Raw genomic sequence first — 20,289 nt, forward strand, 5'->3', positions numbered from 1 at the left:
GGTTCATCTGGCCGCGTCATTCCGGACTCGCTCGCGGCTTGCGCTGCTCACGCCGCGCAATGACGATCTTCAATGCTTCAACCCAAAAATCTCCCGCGCCTCGGCGGGCGACGCGATGCCGCGCCCCGCCCGCCTGGCGCAGCCGGCGATTTCCTCGATCAATTGCCCGTTCGAGGTGACCTTCTCGCCGCTGGCGAGATAGAACGTGTCTTCCAGACCGGTGCGCAGGTGGCCGCCGAGTTCGGCGCAGCGCTGGTGCAGCGGCCAGATCTCGGCGCGGCCGATCGCGGTGACTTGCCACTGCGCGTCCTTCGTCTTCAGCTTCAAAAGAATCGGCAACAGATCGGGATCCGCCGGCATGCCGGAGGCCACCCCCATCACGAAATTGTAGTCCAGCGGCCCGGAATACATCCCGGTCTGGCGATACATCCCGACGCAGCGCACGATGCCGACGTCGAAACATTCGAACTCCGGCATCGTACCGGCCTCGTTCATCACGTCGAGATAGTCCTGGATCTTCTCCACCGCGTTGTCGAACATCATCGGCGGCCAGGCCCATGTCTTGTCGGCTTTGACCTTGAGGTAGTTCAGCGAGCCGGCGTTGCAGGCCGCCATCTCCGGCTTGGTCTCGCGAACGCAATCCAGCGCGCCTTGATAGTTCGGTCCCGCGGTCCCCGTGGTGTGGTTGATGATGATGCCGGGACAAGCCTGCCGGATCGCCTCCTGGATCTCGCGCGACACGTCGACGTCCCAGGACGGCAGATGGCCCTGGCCGGGCTCCTGCCGGCGCAGATGGATGTGAACGACGCTGGCGCCGGCGTCGTAGGCCGACTTGGCCTCGCGCGCCATCTCCTGCGGCGTCACCGGCACATGGTGCTGCTTCGGATCGGTCAACACGCCGTTCAGCGAGCAGGTGATGACGGCCTTGGTACTCATCCGCGGGCTTTCATAGTGGCGCGCCGCAGGTCTCCGGCGACGGCTCCATGATGCGAATGCCGCGCCCCGACTGCTTGCGTCCACCCGCTATCACGGCCTTGCCGGAGGCCACGTTCTTCACCCCTCCCGACGGGAGAGGTGAAGAACGGCCGCCGCGCCTGCGGGCTATGCCCTGCCCGGGCGCAGATCGACCAGGCTGGCCGAGCGTGGCTCGCCGCGATAGATCGCCAGATCGCGCGAGCCGGAGAAGATCGCCCGCGGCTTCAGTCCGTAGAAGCGGCGGATCGAATGGCTGAAATGGGTGGAGTCCGGATAGCCGATGTCCTGCGCCAGATGCGCCAGGTTGATCTCGGCATTGACGAAATGCAGCAGGTGCCGGGCCCGCTTCCAGGCGCGAAATGCCCGGAACGACACCCCGGTTTGCTCCTTGAACAGATGCAGGAAACGCGACGGCGACAGTTTCGCGGCCGCGGCGCAGCGGGTTGCGGTCAGGGCTTTCCCCGAAACGTCGTTCAGCAGCGCGATAGCGCGGGCGATGCGGCCGTCGATGCCGCGCGCGGCCAAAGCTTCGCCGAAGAACAGCGTGTCGAACTCGCCGGTGGTGAAGCCGTTGCGGCGCTGCGCGCGACGCAGTTCGGCATAGCCGCCGCGGATTCGGGCGGCGAGCTGGTCGGCCTGGGCTGTGCAGCGCCGCGTCAACTGATCGAACACTTGGGGGTCGACGGTTTCCGGCTCGATCACCAGGCTGCTGATGGTGGGGTGGTCGGAGTCCACGCTGTGCGCGATGTACGGCGGCACGATAGCGAGGACACCTTGTAGCGTGCTGCGGCCCTCGATCGCTACCCGCAATTCGCCCTGCAGCGCGGTGTAGATCGCGAAACCGCCGATCGAGCGCCGCCGCGGCCGTCCGAGCAGGCCGGCGTAGAACACCCGCTCAGGGCTGATCAGCATCAGATGCCCGGAGCCCGGGCATGGATCGTCTGGCATCGTGGTCCCGTCCCTCTCGAAGGCGATGTGTGTCGCCCGTTGCCGCATCGCTGCGGGGCCCTCTGCGGGGCCTGTCGAGAATACAGCAAACCCGCCGCTTGTCACGGCGTGATGCGCGACGCAAACGAGGTCAGCGCCGCAGCGGCTTGGTCCTCCGCGGCGACCGCGCGGCGGTATCCATCGCGCTGCTGCAACCGCGCCCAATAAGCGGCGACGTTCGGGCCGAACTCCTTGCCGAGACCGATGATGTCCGCCAGTCGCAACGCGTAGCCGATCACCACATCGGCCGCGGTGAAACGCCCGGCGCAGAGCGTCTCGGCTTGGCCTACGGCGGTTTCCACCGCGCGCAGCCGGCCGAGAAACCATTTGGCGTAATCGGCGGCGACCTGCGGACTGCGCCGCTCCTTTGGCTCGAGCTGGCTGTAGCGCAGCACCAGGGTCTGCGGAAACGTCAGCGTCGCATCGCTGAAGAACATCCAGTTCAGGTAGTCGCCGTAGCCGGGCTCGTCGACCCCGACCACAAGCGGCGTCGGACCGTAGCGGGTGCCGAGATAATGGCAAATTCCGGAGGATTCCGTCATCCGGGTGTCGCCGTCGATCAGCAACGGGATGGTGCCGAGCGGGTTGATCGCGAGATACTCCTTGGCAAACACCCGCGGCGGAAACGGCAGCATGGTCAGCTCGTACGGCAACCCGAGCTCTTGCAGCATCCACAGCGGCCGGAACGAGCGGGCGGCGTGGCAGTGATACAGCGTGATCATGGCGTTTCCCCGTCATCGTTCCGCGATTGCTGCGGCATCGTGCCCCGGACGCAGTGCAGCGCGCCGCTGTTGCGGCGTGGTGCACTGCAGATCCGGGGCCGTAACGTCGGCAGCATCCGCAACGGTCCCGGCTCTGCGGAGCGGCGCGAAGACGCGCCGCTCCGCGTCCGGGACGCAAGTCGCAAGGCTTATGCGCCGCGTCCAGCGCGCACAGCCATTCGGCCATGATCATCTACGTCTGCCCCATCCCCGGCAGCGTGCCCATCATCTTGCAGAGCACGCCGAGCATCACCTCGTCGGCGCCGCCGCCGATCGACGTCAGCCGGGCGTCGCGATAGGCGCGGCTGACCGCGGTCTCGTTCATGAACCCCATGCCGCCCCAGAACTGCAAACACGCATCGGGGATTTCACGGCCCAGCCGCCCGGCCTTCAATTTGGCCATGGTGGCAAGCTTGGTGACGTCCTCGCCGGCCAGCATCGCCTCGGCGGCGCGGTACACCAGCGCACGCAGCGCCTCGACTTCGGTCTGCAGTTCCGCCAGGCGGAAATGCACCGTCTGATTGTCGAGAATGCTGTGGCCGAACGCTTTCCTGTTGCGGGTGTAGTCGATGGTGTCGGCGATGGTGAGGTCATGCGCCTTCAGGCAGGCCGCGGCGCCCCACAGCCGCTCTTCCTGGAATTGCAGCATCTGGTAGGTGAAGCCCATGCCTTCTTCGCCGATGCGATTGCGCTTCGGCACCCGGACCTCGTCGAAGAAGATCTGCGCGGTGTCGGACGAATGCATCCCCAGCTTGTCGAGTTTTCGCGCGACGGTGACGCCCTTGCTCTTCATCGGCACGACGATCAGCGACTTGTTGCGATGTTTCGCGCCGTCGCCGGTGTTGGCCAGCAGGCAGATCCAATCGGCCTGGGTGCCGTTGGTGATCCACATCTTGCCGCCGTTGATGAGGTAGTCGTCGCCGTCCGACACCGCGCTGGTCTTGATCGCGGCGACATCGGAGCCGGCGCCGGGCTCGGAAACGCCGATGCAGGCCACCATGTCGCCCGCGATCGCCGGCGCCAGGAACTCGCGGCGCAGTTCGTCGGAGCCGAACCGCGCCAGCGCCGGCGTCGCCATGTCGGTCTGCACCCCAATCGCCATCGGCACGCCGCCGCAGCGGATGGTGCCGAGCTCTTCCGCCATCATCAGCGCGTAGGAGTAATCCAGTCCCTGCCCGCCATAGTCGATCGGCTTGTTGAGGCCGAGAAAGCCGAGATCGCCAAGCTTCTTGAACAACTCATGCGCCGGAAAGATCTGCGCCTTCTCCCACTCGTCGACATGCGGATTGATTTCGCTGGCGATGAATTTCTGCAGCACGCGGCGCGGTTCGTCATGGTCGGCAGTGAACAGCATCTCCAATGTCCCTCGTCATCCGCGCGCCTCGATGAGACCGACCGTCACAGCCCCATCTGCCGGCTGGCGAGGTCTTTCATTCGCCGCCGTCCTGTGGAACGGATCGTGAGCCAAACGCGCACCCGGATTGCCGCGGTATCGTACGGCGGCGGCAGCATGTCGGGAAAGCTGCGCTGCCGCTTGCGTTAAGTGGCTGGCGAGGGGGACTGCCAGGCCGTTGCCGCTCGCCGCGGCGATCAGGCCGCGGTCAGGGCCGCTTCTGCTCCGCGATATAGGCGCTGAGATTTCTTGCCTCGTCCCGGCTCAGCGCCATGCTCGGCATGACCGGATGCGGCTCCAGCAGAAAGAACGCCAGCTTCTCCTCGTTGAAGTTCGAGCGCTCGGCGATCGACGCAAACGACGGCGCGATATCGGTGCCCTTGCGCTGCTCGCCGGAAACCACGTGACAGCCGACACACCAGCGCTCCGCCAGGGTGCGGCCGTTATCGGCATCGGCCGCCAGCAGTGGTCCGCCTGCCCAGCACAGGTTCATCAGCGTCACGACAAAAGCAAGGGCGCGCATGAGCAATCCTTTGTTCTGGTAGCGGACGATTCGGGTCGCGGTGGTGCAATGTCCTCTTACTGCAACCGCGATTGCCAGGATAGATGAACTTCGCTTCGGCCTGCATCAGGAACGGTCCGCCGGGGGCGCCGTTGACAAATCGGCCCTGCCATCAGACTCTGCGAAATACCTCGTTGGCAAGCATCCCTCGTCGGACGTCAGGCCGCCGACGAACGGCAATCCGGATCACCACTCACGATGCTGAAGGCCCAGCGCGACTCGATTCGATTGCTGCGCGGCATCCTGGTGGCATCGGTGGTGCTGCCGACCGCGCTGTTTTGCTACGCATCGTGGCTCGGCTACCACAACATCACGACGATCGCCGACCGCCAGATCGACCAGACCCGCGACGTCATCACCGAGCACGCCCTCAAAGTGTTCGAATCGGTGGAACGCAGCATGGCGGAAATCACCGAGATCGTTCGCGACCAATCCGACGGCCAGATCATGGACAGCGAAGCCGCGCTGCACCAGCGGTTGAAGCGGATCTCCGCCGGGTCTGAGCAGGTCAAATCGCTGTGGATCTTCGATTCCCACGGCCGGGCCCTGGCGAACAGCCTGAGCCATCCCGCGCCGCCGATCGACTTCTCGGATCGCGATTACTTTTCTGCCCATGGCGAGCGCGACATCGGCACCTACATCGGTGAGGTGTTGCGGCCGCGCCCGCCCTACGGCGGTGCGCCGTTTTTCGGCGTCAGCCGCCGCCGGCCGTCCAGCGACGGCAGCTTTGCCGGTGTGATCCAAGCCTCGCTGCTGCCGGACTACTTCGAAGGCTTCTTTGCCAAGATCAGCCGTGAGTTCGGCAGCTATGCCGCGCTGGTCCGGAACGATGGATCGATTCTGGCGCGGCAGCCCGCGATCGGCCGCAACGTTTCAGTCGGTGCGAATTCCGATCTCGGCAAGCTGATGCTGGCGCGCAACGTCGAGGGCACACTCACGATGACCTCCGCGGTCGATGGCCTGGAGCGCAAACTTGCCTATCGCAGGCTGTCGAATTTTCCGGTCTATGTGGTGTCGGGCATGGAGACCCGCGCGATCCGCGCCAAATGGCTGGCGATGATGGGCAGCTATATGATTTTCGGGCTGCCCGCGACGGCAGCGTTGATCGCGCTGGTGATGCTGGCGCTGACCCGGACCCAGCGTTTGTACGAGGAGGCCAGCCGCCGTGAGTCCGCGGAGCAAGCCTTGAAGCAGGCGCAACGTTTGGAATCGCTGGGGCGGCTGACCGGGGGCGTCGCCCACGATTTCAATAACCTGATGATGGTGGTGGGTGGATCGGCACAACGGCTGCGTCGCCGACACGACGACCCGCAGGATCGGCGGGCGCTGGATATGATCGATTCTGCGGTCAACAAAGCCACTACGCTGACCCGGCAATTGCTGTCGTTCTCGCGCCGCCATGCGGTCTCCGCCAAAGTCGTCGATCTCGCAGAATCCGTGCACAGGTTCAGCGACGTTCTGCGGCAATCGGTGCGCAGCGATATTGCGATCGAGATCGAACGCCCGGCCGGGCCGCTGCCGGTGCGGATCGACCCCAACGAATTCGAAATTGCGCTGCTCAACCTGGCGCTGAATGCCCGCGACGCGATGCCGGACGGCGGCCGCATCACCATCTCGATCAAGCGCCGGATCGATGGCAAGACCCCTGCCGGGGCGGCGGGCGATCTGGTAGTCCTGACCTTCTCGGACACCGGAAGCGGCATTGCAGAGGACATCCGCGAACGGATTTTTGAGCCGTTCTTCACCACCAAGCCGGTCGATCGCGGCACCGGCCTCGGCCTCAGCCAGATCTACGGTTTCGTCCAGCAATCCGGCGGCGCGATCACGGTGGACAGTGAACTCGGCCGCGGCACGCGCTTCGAATTGGCTTTCCCGATCAGCAACGAGACGCCGCACCGCGACGCCGATCCTGCCGAACAATCGCCGTCGCGGCTGCCGCAACCGACCACGCTATTGCTGGTCGAGGACCACCCTGACGTCGCGGCGGTCGCGGCCGATTATGCGCAACAATGCGGCTTCGACATCGTTGCCGCCGACTCGGCCGAGACCGCAATCCAACTGCTCAACCGGCGACACGACATCGGTTTGGTGTTTTCCGACATCGTGATGCCAGGAATGAGCGGACTGGAACTCGGCCGGCTGATCCGCGAACATCATCCGGAGATCGCCGTGGTGCTGGCCTCCGGCTACAGCGATCGCTCAGCCACCGCGCTCGATGAAGGATTTCCGCTATTGCAAAAGCCTTACACGCTGGAAGCGTTGCGCCATACGCTGTTTCAAGCGCTGGGCGCAACCCGCACGGCGTGAAGCAAACGCTTCGGCGATCGGATCGAATGCAAACCCCAACTCGCCGCGCTACTCTCCGGCGCTGACCAGCTTGATGCGGGGTTCGCGCGCCTCGATCAAGCTCTGATAGGCGGCGAGATAGTCCAGCGCCATGCGGCGCGCGGTGAACCGCGCTTCGAATCGCGCGCGCACCGCCCGCCGATCCAAGCCGGACAGCCGACCGACCGCGGCCACCGCGGTGTCCTCGTCGTCGACGATAAAGCCGGTGAGACCGTCGTCGATGATCTCCGGGACCGAGCCGCGGTCGTAAGCGATCACCGGCGTTCCGCAGGCCATCGCCTCGATCATCACCAATCCGAACGGCTCCGGCCAATCCAGCGGCAGCAACAGCGCGCGTGCGCCGCTGAGGAATTCGGACTTCTGCTGATCACCGATCTCGCCGATGAATTCGATACTGGGATGATCCATCATCGGCCGGATCACGTCGTTGAAATAGTCCTGGTCGGCGACGTCGACCTTGGCGGCGATCTTCAGCGGCAATCCGCAGCGCAACGCGATCCTGATTGCGCGGTCGACGCCCTTCTCCGGCGCGATGCGGCCGAGCACCGCGAGGTAACTCGGCTTGACCGGCAGCGGCGTCAGCAGTCGTTCCGGAAGTCCATGATGAATGGTGTTGATCCAGTTCGCCTGCGGAACCGGGCGGCGCTGCGAGTCGGAGATCGAGACCACCGGCACCGACGCGAAGGTGGTGAACACCGGCTGATGCTCCGGCAGATCGAGTCGGCCGTGGAGCGTGGTGATGAACGGGGTGGGTTGGCGGGAGAACAACGAGAACGGATAGTAATCGAGATGGAAATGCAGAAGATCGAACTCTTCATTGTCGCATTTTTGCAAGACCCTTTCCAACATCACGATATGCAGCGCGTTGGGGTCGCGGACCGAGCCGTCGAGGCGCAGCGCCTTCGGCCAAGCGGCGTCCAGCTTGGCGGAGGTCAGGGAATCGCCGCTGGCAAACAAGGTAACATCGTGTCCGAGAGCGACCAGTTCCTCGGTCAACCAATGCACAACGCGTTCGGTGCCGCCGTAGAGCTTGGGCGGCACGGCTTCCGTCAGAGGAGCAACCTGCGCGATGCGCATCTTATCGTCTCCTGTTGTTTGCGACACTGTTATCCGCGTCAACCGTGCTGGGCTGCCACCGCATGGGAACGATTACGCACGTGCGAAGTTCCCCCGAGACCTGCGCTGCCCCCATCACATTGTGGTCCTGCTGATGCCATCACGATCCGCCAAGACGCAGCTGTCGCCGCAAATACACGTTCTTTCAATGGCGGTGCACGAATTCTCATCAGGCGTTGCGGGCCGAATGAGCGTTGTCGGCAGACGGTTGCTCGCGGCTGATAACTGCAGCATTCCATCCCGTTCCGACACGCCCGACACGCCATCTAATCCTCGCAGAACTCCAACAGGCTCGGCCCCCATGGATACGCTCTCAGGATATGCCCATCGTCCATTCGCCTTTGTGGGGCGCTATCTTCGGCAACGTCCAACGGCGCACGCGGTCATCCTGCTCGCCGTCGTGGCCGCGGTCGCCTGCTCGGTGGGCACACAATATGGCGTCAAATATCTGGTCGACGGGCTGTCGAGCGGTCCGGCGAATGGCGGCCATGTCTGGATGGCGCTCGGGTTCCTGGTGTCGCTGATCGCCGCCGACAACGTCCTGTGGCGGATCGCCAGCTGGACGGCGAGCTTCACCTTCGTCGGCGTCACCGGCGATCTGCGACGTGACATCTTCCGCCATCTCACCGGCCATGCGCCGAGCTATTTCTCCGATCGGCTGCCGGGCATGCTGACCAGCCGCATCACCGCGACGTCGAATGCGGTGTTCACCGTCGAGAACATGTTGGTCTGGAACGTGCTGCCGCCATGCATCGCCACGGTGGCGGCGATCGCGCTGATCGGCACCGTGAGCCTGCCGATGGCTGCGGGCCTGACACTGGTCTCGGCATTGGTGGTGATCGGGGTGTTTCACCTTGCCGCCGCCGGCAAGCCGCTGCATGACGACTTCGCCGACAAGGCCGCGGCGGTCGACGGCGAGATGGTCGACGTCATCAATAACATGCCGCTGGTCCGGGCGTTCTGCGGGCTCGGCTACGAGCACGCTCGGTTCGATGCCACCGTCAATCGCGAATTGACCGCGCGCGGTCGCAGCCTTCGCTATCTCGAGCGGCTGCGGCTGTTGCACGCCTTGGTCACCGTCACCTTGACCGTGGCGTTGTTGGCCTGGGCGGTGATGTTGTGGCAGCAAGGCCGTGCCACCACCGGCGACGTGGTGCTGGTCTGCACCCTCGGGCTGTCGATCCTGCACGCCACCCGCGATCTCGCGGTGGCGTTGGTCGACATCACCCAGCACGTGGCGCGGCTGTCCGAGGCGCTGGCCACATTGCTGGTTCCGCACGAACTCGCCGATCACCCCGCGGCCGAGCCGCTGGTGCGCTCCGGCGCGGCGATCGCGTTCGAGGATATCAAGTTCCGCTATCCCGGCGGCCAAAAGCTGTTCGAAGGATTGACGTTGCGGATCGGCGCCGGCCAACGCGTCGGACTGGTCGGCCAATCCGGCGGCGGCAAATCCAGCCTATTCGTGCTGCTGCAGCGGTTTTACGACCCGCAGGCCGGCCGCATCACTATCGACGGTCAGGACATTACCCGCGTCACCCAACAGAGCCTGCGCGAAGCCATCTCGGTGGTTCCACAGGACATCTCGCTGTTCCACCGCTCGATGCTGGAGAACATCCGCTACGGCCGCCCGACCGCGACCGACGACGAGGTGCTGCGCGCGGCGATCGCGGCACGCTGCGATTTCGTCGAAACGCTGCCGGAGGGGCTCGCCACCATGGTCGGCGACCGCGGGGTCAAACTGTCCGGCGGACAGCGCCAACGCATCGCGATCGCCCGCGCTTTTCTCAAGGACGCGCCGATCCTGTTGCTCGACGAGGCGACCGCGGCGCTCGACGGCGACTCCGAGGAAGCCATTCGCGAGGCGCTCGGCCGGCTGATGCGCGGCCGCACGGTGATCGCGATCGCCCACCGCCTCGCAACACTACGCAACTTCGACAGGGTTGTTATGTTGCAGGCAGGGCGTATCATTGAAGACGGGCCGCCCGGTCACTTGATGCAAAGGCAAGGGCCCTATCGCGATCTCGTGGACCGCGAGATGAACCGTCTCGCCCCCCGCGCCGCCTGAGCATGTTGCTCGCCGTTTTGCTTCCGTTGTGTAGCCGTCCCCCGGAACGTCTCCGTGTCGCCCAACAGGCCGAGGTCACCAATGGCAATTGAAGCCACAGCCAGCGTTTCTAACCTCCGCGAGGAAACGGTGACGGAATCGCCGTTCTACATTCCGATGACCGGCCCGACCGCGCGGCCGCGCCAGGTGCTCAAACACGACGACACCTTCGTGGTGCTCGACAGCCATGGCGACATCGGCGCGTCGGCCGGCGGTCCGGACGGGTTGTTCAATGCCGACACGAGATTCTTGGCGCGGCTCGAATTGCTGCTCGACGACATGCAGCCGCTGCTGCTCGGCAGCAATCTGCGCGACGACAATTCGGCGCTCACGGTCGATATGACCAACCCCGACATCTACAGCAACGGCCGGCTGGTGCTGCAAAAGGACGTGCTGCATATCGTGCGCACGATCTTCCTGTGGCGCGGCACCGCTTATCAGCGCATCGGCTTGCAGAACCACGGCGACCGCACCGCGGTGTTCGATCTCACTCTGTTGTTCGACAATGATTTCGCCGATCTGTTCGAAGTTCGCGGCGCGCAACGCCCGCGGCGCGGCACCCGCTCCACCCGGCTGCTGGGCTTCGGCGACGTGGCGCTGGAGTATCGCGGGCTCGACGACGTCACCCGCAGCACCGCCGTGCACCTCGAGCCGCGGCCGACACGGCTCGCCGTCAACGTCGCGACCTATCATCTCGAGCTCAAGCCGCAAGACAACACCTCGCTGTTCGTCACGGTGTCCTGCAATCGCCCCAAGACCGAGCCGCCGAAGCCGTTCTTCAAGGGGCTGTTGGCGCACCGGCGCGAGATGCGGCAGTTGACCGCCGGCACCACCTCGATCGAAACCTCGAACAACATCTTCAACGAAGTGGTCTGCCAGTCGATGGCCGATCTCAACATGCTGATGACCGAGACTCCGCAGGGACGTTATCCCTACGCTGGAATTCCCTGGTATTCGACCACGTTCGGCCGCGACGGCCTGATCACCGCGCTGCAGATGCTGTGGATCGACCCGCGGGTTGCCCGCGGCGTGCTGCGGCGGCTTTCGAGCTATCAGGCGACCACGGTCGATCCGGTGAATGATGCCGAGCCCGGCAAGATCCTGCACGAGATGCGCGGCGGCGAGATGGCGTCGTTGCGTGAGGTTCCGTTCGCGCAATATTACGGCAGCGTGGATTCGACGCCGCTGTTCGTGATGCTGGCCGGGCTCTATGTCGAGCGCACCGGCGACGATGCCACGTTGGCCGACCTGTGGGAATCGATCGAGGCGGCGCTGCGCTGGATCGACGGCGCCGGCGATCCCGACCATGACGGTTTCGTCGAGTATCAACGCGCCACCGACGAGGGCTTGCAGAACCAGGGCTGGAAGGATTCCTACGACGCCGTGTTCCACGCCGATGGCGAACTCGCCGAGGGCAACATCGCGCTCGCCGAGGTGCAGGGCTACGTGTTCGCCGCCAAACAGTTGGCGGCGCGGTGCGCACGCCGGCTGGGACTGAAGCACCGAGCCGAGACGCTGGACGACGAGGCGCGGCGGCTCGCGGTGCGATTCGAGCAGGCCTTCTGGTGCGAGGAGCTCGGCACCTACGCGCTGGCGCTGGACGGCGCCAAACGGCCGTGCCGGGTCCGCACCTCCAACGCCGGCCAGTTGCTGTTCACCGGCATCGTGCGCGAGGACCGCGCCCGGCTGGTCGCCGCCGATCTGATGCGCCCGCAGTTCTTCTCCGGCTGGGGCATCCGCACGGTGGCGCGCGGCGAGGCCCGCTACAATCCGATGTCGTATCACGACGGTTCGATCTGGCCGCACGACAACGCGCTGATCGCGCTCGGCTTCGCGCGTTACGGGCTGAAGCACTCGGTCGAGCAGCTGTTCAAGGGATTGTTCGATGCCGCGAGCTATATGGAACTGCGACGGCTGCCGGAATTGTTCTGCGGCTTCCAGCGCGAACGTCGCCGTGGGCCGACGCTGTATCCGGTGGCCTGCGCGCCGCAGGCCTGGGCCAGCGCCACGCCGTTCACGCTGCTCGAGGCGTCGCTTGGCCTGGAATTCGACGCCCGCCGCGGTGAAATCCGGCTGCGCAATCCGCGGTTGCCGGCATTTCTCAATGAGGTGATCCTGCGCGATCTGCAGCTCGGCGACTCCAGCGTGGATCTGCGGGTCCGCCGTCACGGCGAGGATGTCTCGCTGGAAGTGCTGCGCACCCGCGGCCGAATTCAAGTGTCACTCGTGCTTGCTCACTGACGCGGCGGACGGCCGCGGCAGCGCCAGACCTCGGAAGGATCGATGCAGATACGTTTCAGCACGGCATTCGCAATTGTCGCTTTGGTCAGTGTGGTGTCGGCAAGCTTGCGCGCCGAGCCATCGTCGACGACCGCATCGTCCACCACCATCCAGCCGGCGCCGCTCCCGGCCGCGCCGACCCAGCCGCCAGCGGCTGCGAGCGCGCCGGCAACGCCCGCGCCCAACAAAGCCGGTCCGTCCGATGCGGCGAGCCCGAAGCCGCCGGCTTCGGTGACCGTGATCAGCAATATCGAGGCCCGCGGCATTCTCGGCCGCGAAGTGCGCAGCGCGGCCGACGAAGACATGGGCCGGATCGTCGACGTCATCGTCGACCGCGGCGGCCAAGTGCGCGCGGCGGTGATCGACTTCGGCGGTTTTCTCGGCGTCGGCAGCCGCAAGATCGTCGTCGACTGGGCAGCGCTGCGGTTCGGCAACGTCACCCACAAGGACGGGAAGATGACGCTGGAACTCACCCGCGACCAGGTGCGCGCGGCGCCGGAATACAAGGACAATCAGCCGATCGTGGCGCTCGGCGCTTCGGGCAGCCTAGAACCGCTGCGGTTCGCGCCGGCGACGGAGCACTAAGCTGCGTTGGCCCGCGCCCGATCCGGGGATGGACCCGCCGGACGATGGCGGCAACCACCGCGTCGCCTCCCCCGCCACACTCTCATCCGAGCCGCCGCCGGCGCGGCCGAATGCGCCATCGCGACAAAGCCAGCGCGGATTGGACTGGTTCATCTTCTTTCTGGCCGACGTGCAGACCGGATTCGGCCCGTTCGTGGCGGTGTATCTCACCACGCAGAAATGGACCCAGGTTGAAATCGGTCTGGTACTGTCGGTGGGCGGCATCGTCGGCCTGATCGGCCAGATGCCGGGCGGCGCGATCGTCGACGCGGCACGCTCCGAGCGGCTCGTCGCCGGGATCGCGGTGGCGCTGATCGGGATCAGCGCGCTCGGCTATGCCGCGTGGCCGTTGTTCCCGGTGGTGATGGCTTCGGCCACGCTGCACGCCGCCGCGAGCTGCGTGCTGGGGCCGGCGATCGCCGCGATCAGCCTCGGCCTGGTCGGTCGCGCCGCGATCGGCGAACGGCTCGGCCGCAACGCCCGCTACGCCTCGCTCGGCAACGGCGTCGCCGCGGCGGTGATGGGGACTTGTGGTTATCTGCTGTCGAGCCGCGCGGTGTTTCTGGTCACCTTCGTGCTGGCAATTCCGACGCTGATCGCGCTGTCACGGATTCGCGGCGGCGAGATCGACACCGAACGCGCGCACGGCGCGCTGCCGGATGCTCCCCCGCGCGCCGACACCGCCCGGCTCATGACCCTGCTTGGGCAGCGGCCGCTGCTGGTGTTCGCCGGGGCGATGCTGTTGCTGCAGCTGGCCAACGCCGCGATGCTGCCGCTGATGGCCGGCGTCGTCACCACACGCTCCAGCGACGCGGCGCCGGCGCTGATCGCGTTCTGTATCGTCGTGCCGCAGGCGATCGTCGCGATGGCGTCACCGACGGTCGGACGCCTCGCGCAGAGCATCGGGCGCCGGCCGCTGCTGTTCGCCGGCTTTGCGGCGCTGGCGGTGCGCGGATTGTTGTTCGCCACCGTCAGCGACCCCTACCTGCTGGTCGCCGTGCAGGTGTTCGACGGCGTCACCGCCGCGGTGTTCGCCGTGATGGTGCCGCTGATCGTGGCCGACGTCGCCTTTGGTTCCGGGCACTTCAATTTCGCGCAGGGCGTCGTCGGCACCGCAGGCGGCATCGGCGCGTCGCTCAGCAATGTGCTGGCAGGCTACGTCGCCGATCAGTTCGGCACAGCGGTGGCCTTTGTCGGCCTCGCCGGGGTGGCGGCCACCGGTCTCGCTTTGGTCGTTCTGCTGATGCCGGAAACGCGGCGCCGCGATTGAGCGACGCCGCATTCCGGGTCTTGGGTCGGCTCAGCGGTTACCAGCGATGACCCCAGCCGCGATTCCAGCCGCCATAGTAGCCCGGCCCGCCCCACGAAGCGGCGATCGCCGGCCCGCCGTAGCTGTAATAGGCCGGCCTGGAGCCGTAATAGGCGCGGCGGTAGGCCGGCCTGTAGCCATAATAGGCGCGGCGGTAGCCAGGCCCATAGCCGTAATAGGCGCGCCGATAGCGCGGTCCGTAATACGCGTAGCGCGGTGCGTAATAAGCAGGAGCATAGCCACCATAATAACCGCGGTAGCCACCATAGTAGGGTCCGCCGCCGTAATAGCCGTAGGGACCGTAAGCGTAGGCACTTGACGCCGCACCGGCCAGTATCGCTCCCACCGCCAGACCGCCGATCAGGCCGGGACCAAAGCCGTTGCGTGCCTCGGCGGGAGGGGCCGAAGCGACCGCCAGGGCGGCGACGGCGCCGACAACCAAAGCTGTCTTCTTCATGTTCAATGTCCTCTTTACGTTACACTCGCCGACAACGAGCTCCGATTTCAAAGGTTGCACATCTCGGCGCGGCGGCGCGTGCGCCTTGAAAATTTAATGCGCCGTTCGGCGGATGGAACCCAGCTGCGATCACACTTCAGTCATCGGCCGGGCTGCACGCATGTTGTCACGGCCCGCCGCGTGGCAAATCGCGCCGCAACGAATATATCCCTCATCGAGACCCAACGAAGCATCCCACCTGGTGAGAAAACCTGTGCTCATTCTGCTGTTGCTGCTGATCGCGCCGATCATCGTATCGGCGGGAAAATACTGGCTGGGCGATCGCACCGTGGACTGGCAGACCGCCGACCGCTCCAGCGCCGGACTGCTGCCGGCCGCTGCCGATCATCCCGAAGCCTTGGTGCGGGTGTTCGCCGCCCGCACCGTGCGTTGGCGCGGCATCTTCGCGGTGCATAGCTGGATCGTCACCAAAGAGGCCAACGCCCGCAAATACACCCGCTACGACTACACCGCATGGGGCGATCCGATCTGGGTCAACGGCTTTGCCGCCGACGGCCGCTGGTTCGGCGACATGCCGCAAGTGATCGCCGCGGCGGATGGCGACGAGGCCGCCATGATGATCCCGAAGATCCACGCCGCGATCCAAGGCTACAAGCTGCGCTCTTATGGAGATTATCGCGCCTGGCCGGGGCCGAATTCCAACACCTTCGTCGCCGCGGCGCTCGCCGCGGTGCCGGAATTGAAGACCACGCTGCCGCCAACCGCGATCGGCAAGGACTATCCCTATGACGGCGGCTGGATCGGCCTGACGCCGTCCGGCACCGGCATCCGGGCCACGCTCGGCGGCTATCTCGGGCTGACCTTCGGCTGGGTCGAAGGCGTCGAACTCAACGTGCTCGGCGCGGTGCTCGGCTTCGACCTGCGCCGCCCGGCGATCAAACTGCCGGGGCTCGGCAGGATTGGTGTGGCGGTGGCATGAGTGGATTGACACCTACTTAGTCTGGTTAGTCATGCCTGCCTCCGGGCAACACAGACCGTCATTCCGGGGCACGAGCAGCGAAGCTGCGAGTGAGCCCGGAATCCATAGCCCCCGTGCCAGCTTCTAGCCGGCGTGGTGACGGCGGGGCAAAAACACCAGCGCAGGGGCTATGGATTCCGGGCTCGCTCGGCCTGCGGCCTCGCGCCCCGGAATGACAAACTTTGATGACGATTACTTCGCTCGAGCCGCTGGCGCTGTTGACGCACCGGGCGGCACCGCCGCTTGTGCCGGTCCGGCCTGGGCCGTGACCACGTTCAGCGACTTCAATTCCTCCGGCGTGAACACGAACAGCTTGTCTTTCGGGGTCTCCATGGCATGCACCCAGACCTGCAGGTTGATCCCCATGTCGCCGAGGTAGCGCTGGCAGCGCGCCGAGATCCGTTGCGCGTCGCTCATCTCGTCGCGCGGCGCGCCGGTGGCGGCCTGGCTCATCGCGAACACCTGGTGCACGCCGATCGCGGCCTTGCTACCGGCGCGGCGTTCGACTCCGCCGACGAACATCAACGGACAGGACGACGCGCAATATTTGCCGGCCTCGACTTCGGTGGCGAGCTTCTTCTCGCGGATCAGCCGGCCCATCGCCAGAGCGTCGCCGACCGAGCCGCCCGGGGAATTCAGCACCACGGTCTTGATGTACTCGCCGTGCTGGGCGATCTCGGTGGCAAAGGCTTCGGAAACCCCCGGGGTGATGCTGCCGGTGGCGAGCAGCCGGCCGCCATTCACGAGTTCGAAGCGCATCGGCTTGTTCATCACGCCGTCCGGCTGCGGCATCGGCGCCAGCCGCGGATTGCCGCCCGGAAGCCATGGCGACAGAATCGCCGGCACAGCGGGCAAACCGAGGCCAGGCGACGCCTCGCGCTGTTCGGCCGGGGTCAGCGCGATGTCGGCCGGGTTGAGCCAGCCGTTCATGGTGGCAAGGTCGGCGGCGAGCACCGCAAAGGTCACCGCCAGCGTGCCGCGGAACAGCCAGCGCAGCACCGACTCGTCCGGATTGCCGGAGAGCCAGGCCCGAAACCGTCGCTGCAGGATCGAACTCTGCGCCATGGCAAATGACCTGGTCAGTTACTTCGGGTGCCGCGCCGAAGCCAGCGCGGTGACGTTTTCGTCGGCGGCGGCGGGCTCCGCGACCGCGGGCGTCGCGGCCGGCGTGTACTGCGGCTCGGCCTCGCTCGGCACCGCGCGCCGCGCGGTTTCGACTTCGCGCGCCATCTGCAGCGCCGCCAGCATGTCGCCGACGGTGACGCTGGAGGCGTTCGCCGCCGGCAAGCCTTCGCGGCGGATCGCGGCGTGCACGACGCAGAGGATCAGCACTAGCACCGCCGGCATCAGGTCGATCGAGATCGCGCCGGCCCAACTGGGAATGAAGTCGCCGGCGTAGCGCAGCACGGCTTCGGCCGGCGACATCGACTGGAACCGGGCCGGCTCGACCCGCGGCATCGCCAAAATCTTGTCGGCGGCGTCGGACAGCGACGCCGCCTGCATGGCGATCACACCCTCCACCTTCCCCACCACGGCGCTCTGCCGGTCGGCAAGATCGGCGGTGCGGCCGCCCGCCACCGGCGCGATGAAGCCCGAGGACAGCGTCGTCGCCGCGCGTTTCACCGCCGGCGCCACCGAGGTCTGCTGCAGATTGGCGATCACCCCCATCAGCGCCAGCGATTCCGTGGCGAAGGCGTCGCTGCGGCTGGCGATCGGGCCGCGATCGGAAATCAGCTCGCGCATCTTCGCCAGATGCTTGCCGCCCTGCTCGAACAGCGCCGAGACCCGCTTGGCGGAGGCCTGCACCTCCTGGCCGAGGCTGTCGAGCTGGCCGGACATCTGCGTCATCAGCTGCACAACGGTGCCGGAGCCGGAGGTCCCGGTGAGCGAGCCGGCCTTCTCGGCGTCGGCCAATTTGGAGAACCGCGAGGCCGACAATTGAATATCCGGCAACAGCCCTTGGGCCGCGATGGCGTTGGTGTTGGCGGCGTCGAGATCGCGGGTGTAGTTCTGCACCGTGATCGACAAATGCTGCTGGATCGCGGCGGCGCCGGCCAGCGCCGAGGCGTTCAACCAGGACGACATCGCCACGATCATCAAGGAGCCGAGCAGCATGCAGCCGAACATCAGGTTGCGGCCTTTGGTCGAGACCACATGCGGCATGAACTGCATCAGGAAGATCCAGAACGCGTAAATCCCGACCGACACCGCGACCGAATAGATCACCGCGGCGAAGAACACCATCGAGGGGCTGCCGTTCAACAGCTCGCGCACCCCGAGATAGGTGTAGACCCCGGCGGCCAGCGCCAGGATCGCGGTGGTGATTTTCAGTGTAGCTTCGAGCCGGTCGACGCCGCGCGACAGCAGCAGCGCGGTCGGAACCGCGGTGGTGGGCACGACACTGGGCGACGGAGAGTCTGGGGGCATGAGGCTTTCCAAAGGATGCGACGCATCGCATGAACAACGCCCCCGCTGCTCGACAATTCGTTTACTTAGGGAATAATTCCGACGAGATTATGTTATCACCAAATGGTGTTGCCGCCGACGCAACGCCCTATGAGCAGGCCAGACGCGCGACGCTGCCAGCACTCGGCAGCTAGCGGCGGAGCAGCGCCGCTTTGCGGTGCGGCTGGGCCAAGGCGTGGTGGGGTGGCGCGACCAGCACCCTTGCGCCTAGTTCGCGCCGGGATTCGATCAGCCGCCGGTCGTAGCCCGGCGACGGCGTCACGGTGGGCGGAGCGGCGAGCGCGGGTCCGATCAGCGCCACGCCGATCAGCGTCAGGGCCGTGGCGATCGCCATGCGCAGGATCATACCGGCTCCTTTGCGGGTCAGCTCAGCCGATCTCGGGCCGCGGCGCGCCGGATAGCCTCAGCGCGGCTGCTCGGACTTGGTCAGCGGCACCACGACCTCGTTGCGGCGCAGAAACGGCAGCGTCCACGGTGGATTGTAGAACAGCGCCGTCACCTCGCCCGCGGCACGCCAATCGGTGGCGGCGAGCGCATGAACGAGTTCGGCGCTGCGCGCCGCCACCGCGGCGTCGCCGGTCGAGCCGGAAAACCGCAGCGCGGCCACGGTCGCGGCGGGGCGTTCGACCAGCCTGACCCGCGGGTCGGACGGCTGCGGAAGCTGCTCACGGGAATATTCGCTGGGCATGAAGAACCGCATCACCAAGCCGTCGTCGGCCTTGCCGACCTCGACCGGGGTGGTCATCGCGATCTTGCTGCCGGGCGAACTGATTTCCACCGGCGAGGTCATCGCGATCTTCTGCTGGCCGTTGTTGGCGCCGAAGATGTAACCGGCGACGATGCGGAACGCCTCGCCGCGCGCCTTGCTGGAACTGCCCGCGACGGTGGTCTCGGCGGCGAGCCGCGCCGGATAGTGCCGGATTTCGATCGTGTCGCCGAGCCGCGCGATGACGTCGTAACGCGGTTGCTCGGTGCCCAGATTGATCCCGAAAATCGAAATCATGCCGAACACCACCGATTGCAGGAAACTGAACACCGACTGCAGCATGCTAGGCAGATAGGCCGGCGCATCAGCCGTTCAATCCCCGCCGGCGCAACGCCCCGCGCGCGAGGGTCCTGCAGCCCACGGCTCAGCCGGCAGCGAACTCGCCGCACGGCGTTGCCGGTTCGGCAGCAAAGCGCGCCACGTTGCATTCACGGAAATGGAATGCAATTTCGTCGAGCGCGATTTGTTGCCACTCTTCCGCCTTGGCCGACCAGAACGCGCTGCGGTTATGATCCCGCGCGGCGCGTTCCCGGCACATCGCTTCCTGACTGCGGATCGCAATGAGCTTGTTCATGCACTCCACTCCTGACAGCGTGAAGCCACTTAACGCACGAACGATACCACTATTGTGACGACGGGCCGATGCCGTTTCCGTGAGCGGGAAAAATGTCCCGAACCGGCGTATTCACGTTGCAGCGCAGCGCAATCTGCTGGGCGGCTACATGCAGTAGGACAACTGATCTTCGGTGGCGACGCGCTCGATATTTTCCAACTTGCTGCGGATCCGATAGCGCAGTCGGCCGTCCGATTCGATCGGCAGTCGCTGAATGATGGTATAGACCTTGGGCTGCTCGACAGTGACGCGCCCCTGGGGCCCCTGGCCCCGGTGCAGGACGTCTTCGTTGAGTGCATAGGCGTGTGACATCTGAGCCTCGTAATTGGGGATCGCTTTCACCAAACACCGTGATGCGATCGCGCGCTGCGTTGACCCACCTTAAACCCTGCGGCGCCGCATGTGGTGAAAAACCGCGCGTCAACTTGACCGGTCCGAGTAACGGATTGTTCCCGCAGCAACGCCGGGGTGATCAAACCTAGCGCGGCCTCCCCTCGCAATCCGTCTCATTT

19 protein-coding genes are annotated in these 20,289 nt (G+C 65.8%); 6 read left to right on the plus strand and 13 right to left on the minus strand.

Annotation, left to right across the window (positions count from 1 at the left end):
• Positions 1–69 precede the first annotated feature (69 nt).
• The 5 genes from RPC_RS16065 to RPC_RS16085 form a co-directional block, all read right to left on the minus strand.
• Positions 70–936 carry a 3-keto-5-aminohexanoate cleavage protein gene (locus RPC_RS16065; RefSeq protein WP_041801933.1) on the minus strand — a complete coding sequence of 289 codons (867 nt, stop codon included), beginning with the start codon at positions 934–936 and terminating at the stop codon, positions 70–72.
• Between the two features lie 165 nt (positions 937–1,101).
• On the minus strand, positions 1,102–1,923 hold the full coding sequence (locus RPC_RS16070) for a helix-turn-helix domain-containing protein (protein ID WP_011473635.1): 822 nt from the start codon (positions 1,921–1,923) through the stop codon (positions 1,102–1,104).
• 101 nt (positions 1,924–2,024) lie between these two features.
• Entirely contained in the window at positions 2,025–2,684 is a 660-nt protein-coding gene (locus RPC_RS16075) for a glutathione S-transferase family protein (protein WP_011473636.1), read from the minus strand.
• A gap of 232 nt (positions 2,685–2,916) precedes the next feature.
• Positions 2,917–4,077, minus strand: coding sequence for an acyl-CoA dehydrogenase family protein (locus tag RPC_RS16080; RefSeq protein ID WP_011473637.1), 1,161 nt, complete (start codon positions 4,075–4,077; stop codon positions 2,917–2,919).
• A gap of 247 nt (positions 4,078–4,324) precedes the next feature.
• On the minus strand, positions 4,325–4,639 hold the full coding sequence (locus tag RPC_RS16085) for a c-type cytochrome (RefSeq protein ID WP_011473638.1): 315 nt from the start codon (positions 4,637–4,639) through the stop codon (positions 4,325–4,327).
• Between the two features lie 237 nt (positions 4,640–4,876).
• On the opposite strand from RPC_RS16085, the gene RPC_RS16090 reads away from it, so the two are divergent.
• On the plus strand, positions 4,877–6,985 hold the full coding sequence (locus RPC_RS16090) for a hybrid sensor histidine kinase/response regulator (RefSeq protein ID WP_011473639.1): 2,109 nt from the start codon (positions 4,877–4,879) through the stop codon (positions 6,983–6,985).
• A 48-nt stretch (positions 6,986–7,033) separates the two neighbouring features.
• Here RPC_RS16090 and RPC_RS16095 read toward each other — a convergent pair whose 3' ends face one another.
• The gene (locus RPC_RS16095; protein WP_011473640.1) at positions 7,034–8,101 is read right to left on the minus strand and encodes a glycosyltransferase family 4 protein; all 1,068 of its coding nucleotides are present in this window, start codon (positions 8,099–8,101) and stop codon (positions 7,034–7,036) included.
• A gap of 340 nt (positions 8,102–8,441) precedes the next feature.
• Between RPC_RS16095 and RPC_RS16100 the strand changes: the two genes are divergently transcribed.
• From RPC_RS16100 to RPC_RS16115, 4 genes are all read left to right on the plus strand, one after another.
• Positions 8,442–10,205 carry an ABC transporter ATP-binding protein gene (locus tag RPC_RS16100; RefSeq protein WP_011473641.1) on the plus strand — a complete coding sequence of 588 codons (1,764 nt, stop codon included), beginning with the start codon at positions 8,442–8,444 and terminating at the stop codon, positions 10,203–10,205.
• An 81-nt stretch (positions 10,206–10,286) separates the two neighbouring features.
• The gene (locus RPC_RS16105) at positions 10,287–12,485 is read left to right on the plus strand and encodes an amylo-alpha-1,6-glucosidase (protein ID WP_011473642.1); all 2,199 of its coding nucleotides are present in this window, start codon (positions 10,287–10,289) and stop codon (positions 12,483–12,485) included.
• Between the two features lie 42 nt (positions 12,486–12,527).
• Positions 12,528–13,109 (plus strand): PRC-barrel domain-containing protein, encoded by a 582-nt coding sequence (locus RPC_RS16110; protein ID WP_011473643.1) that lies wholly within the window; start codon positions 12,528–12,530, stop codon positions 13,107–13,109.
• A gap of 28 nt (positions 13,110–13,137) precedes the next feature.
• On the plus strand, positions 13,138–14,418 hold the full coding sequence (locus RPC_RS16115) for an MFS transporter (protein ID WP_011473644.1): 1,281 nt from the start codon (positions 13,138–13,140) through the stop codon (positions 14,416–14,418).
• A 37-nt stretch (positions 14,419–14,455) separates the two neighbouring features.
• On the opposite strand, the gene RPC_RS16120 is transcribed toward RPC_RS16115, so the two are convergent.
• A complete protein-coding gene (locus tag RPC_RS16120; protein ID WP_011473645.1) occupies positions 14,456–14,914 on the minus strand; it encodes a hypothetical protein in 459 nt (152 codons plus the stop codon).
• A gap of 112 nt (positions 14,915–15,026) precedes the next feature.
• Here RPC_RS16120 and RPC_RS16125 point away from each other — a divergent pair, with 112 nt between their 5' ends.
• The gene (locus tag RPC_RS16125) at positions 15,027–15,893 is read left to right on the plus strand and encodes a DUF3750 domain-containing protein (protein ID WP_011473646.1); all 867 of its coding nucleotides are present in this window, start codon (positions 15,027–15,029) and stop codon (positions 15,891–15,893) included.
• 231 nt (positions 15,894–16,124) lie between these two features.
• Here the strand turns inward: RPC_RS16125 and RPC_RS16130 are convergent, their stop codons facing one another.
• The 6 genes from RPC_RS16130 to RPC_RS16155 form a co-directional block, all read right to left on the minus strand.
• Positions 16,125–16,997: a hypothetical protein gene (locus tag RPC_RS16130; protein ID WP_011473647.1), complete on the minus strand. Its 873-nt coding sequence runs from the start codon at positions 16,995–16,997 to the stop codon at positions 16,125–16,127.
• An 18-nt stretch (positions 16,998–17,015) separates the two neighbouring features.
• Positions 17,016–18,359, minus strand: a complete 1,344-nt coding sequence (locus RPC_RS16135) for a hypothetical protein (RefSeq protein ID WP_011473648.1) — start codon at positions 18,357–18,359, stop codon at positions 17,016–17,018.
• Positions 18,360–18,528: 169 nt separating this feature from the next.
• Complete coding sequence (locus RPC_RS16140) at positions 18,529–18,744, minus strand: hypothetical protein (RefSeq protein WP_011473649.1); 216 nt, start codon at positions 18,742–18,744, stop codon at positions 18,529–18,531.
• Positions 18,745–18,801: 57 nt separating this feature from the next.
• Positions 18,802–19,446 carry an SOUL family heme-binding protein gene (locus tag RPC_RS16145; protein ID WP_011473650.1) on the minus strand — a complete coding sequence of 215 codons (645 nt, stop codon included), beginning with the start codon at positions 19,444–19,446 and terminating at the stop codon, positions 18,802–18,804.
• A gap of 82 nt (positions 19,447–19,528) precedes the next feature.
• A complete protein-coding gene (locus RPC_RS16150) occupies positions 19,529–19,738 on the minus strand; it encodes a hypothetical protein (RefSeq protein WP_041801936.1) in 210 nt (69 codons plus the stop codon).
• Positions 19,739–19,882: 144 nt separating this feature from the next.
• On the minus strand, positions 19,883–20,089 hold the full coding sequence (locus tag RPC_RS16155) for a hypothetical protein (protein ID WP_041802943.1): 207 nt from the start codon (positions 20,087–20,089) through the stop codon (positions 19,883–19,885).
• Positions 20,090–20,289: the final 200 nt, after the last annotated feature.

Origin of the sequence: Rhodopseudomonas palustris BisB18 (assembly GCF_000013745.1) — a bacterium.
GTDB classification, from domain to species: domain Bacteria; phylum Pseudomonadota; class Alphaproteobacteria; order Rhizobiales; family Xanthobacteraceae; genus Rhodopseudomonas_A; species Rhodopseudomonas_A palustris_F.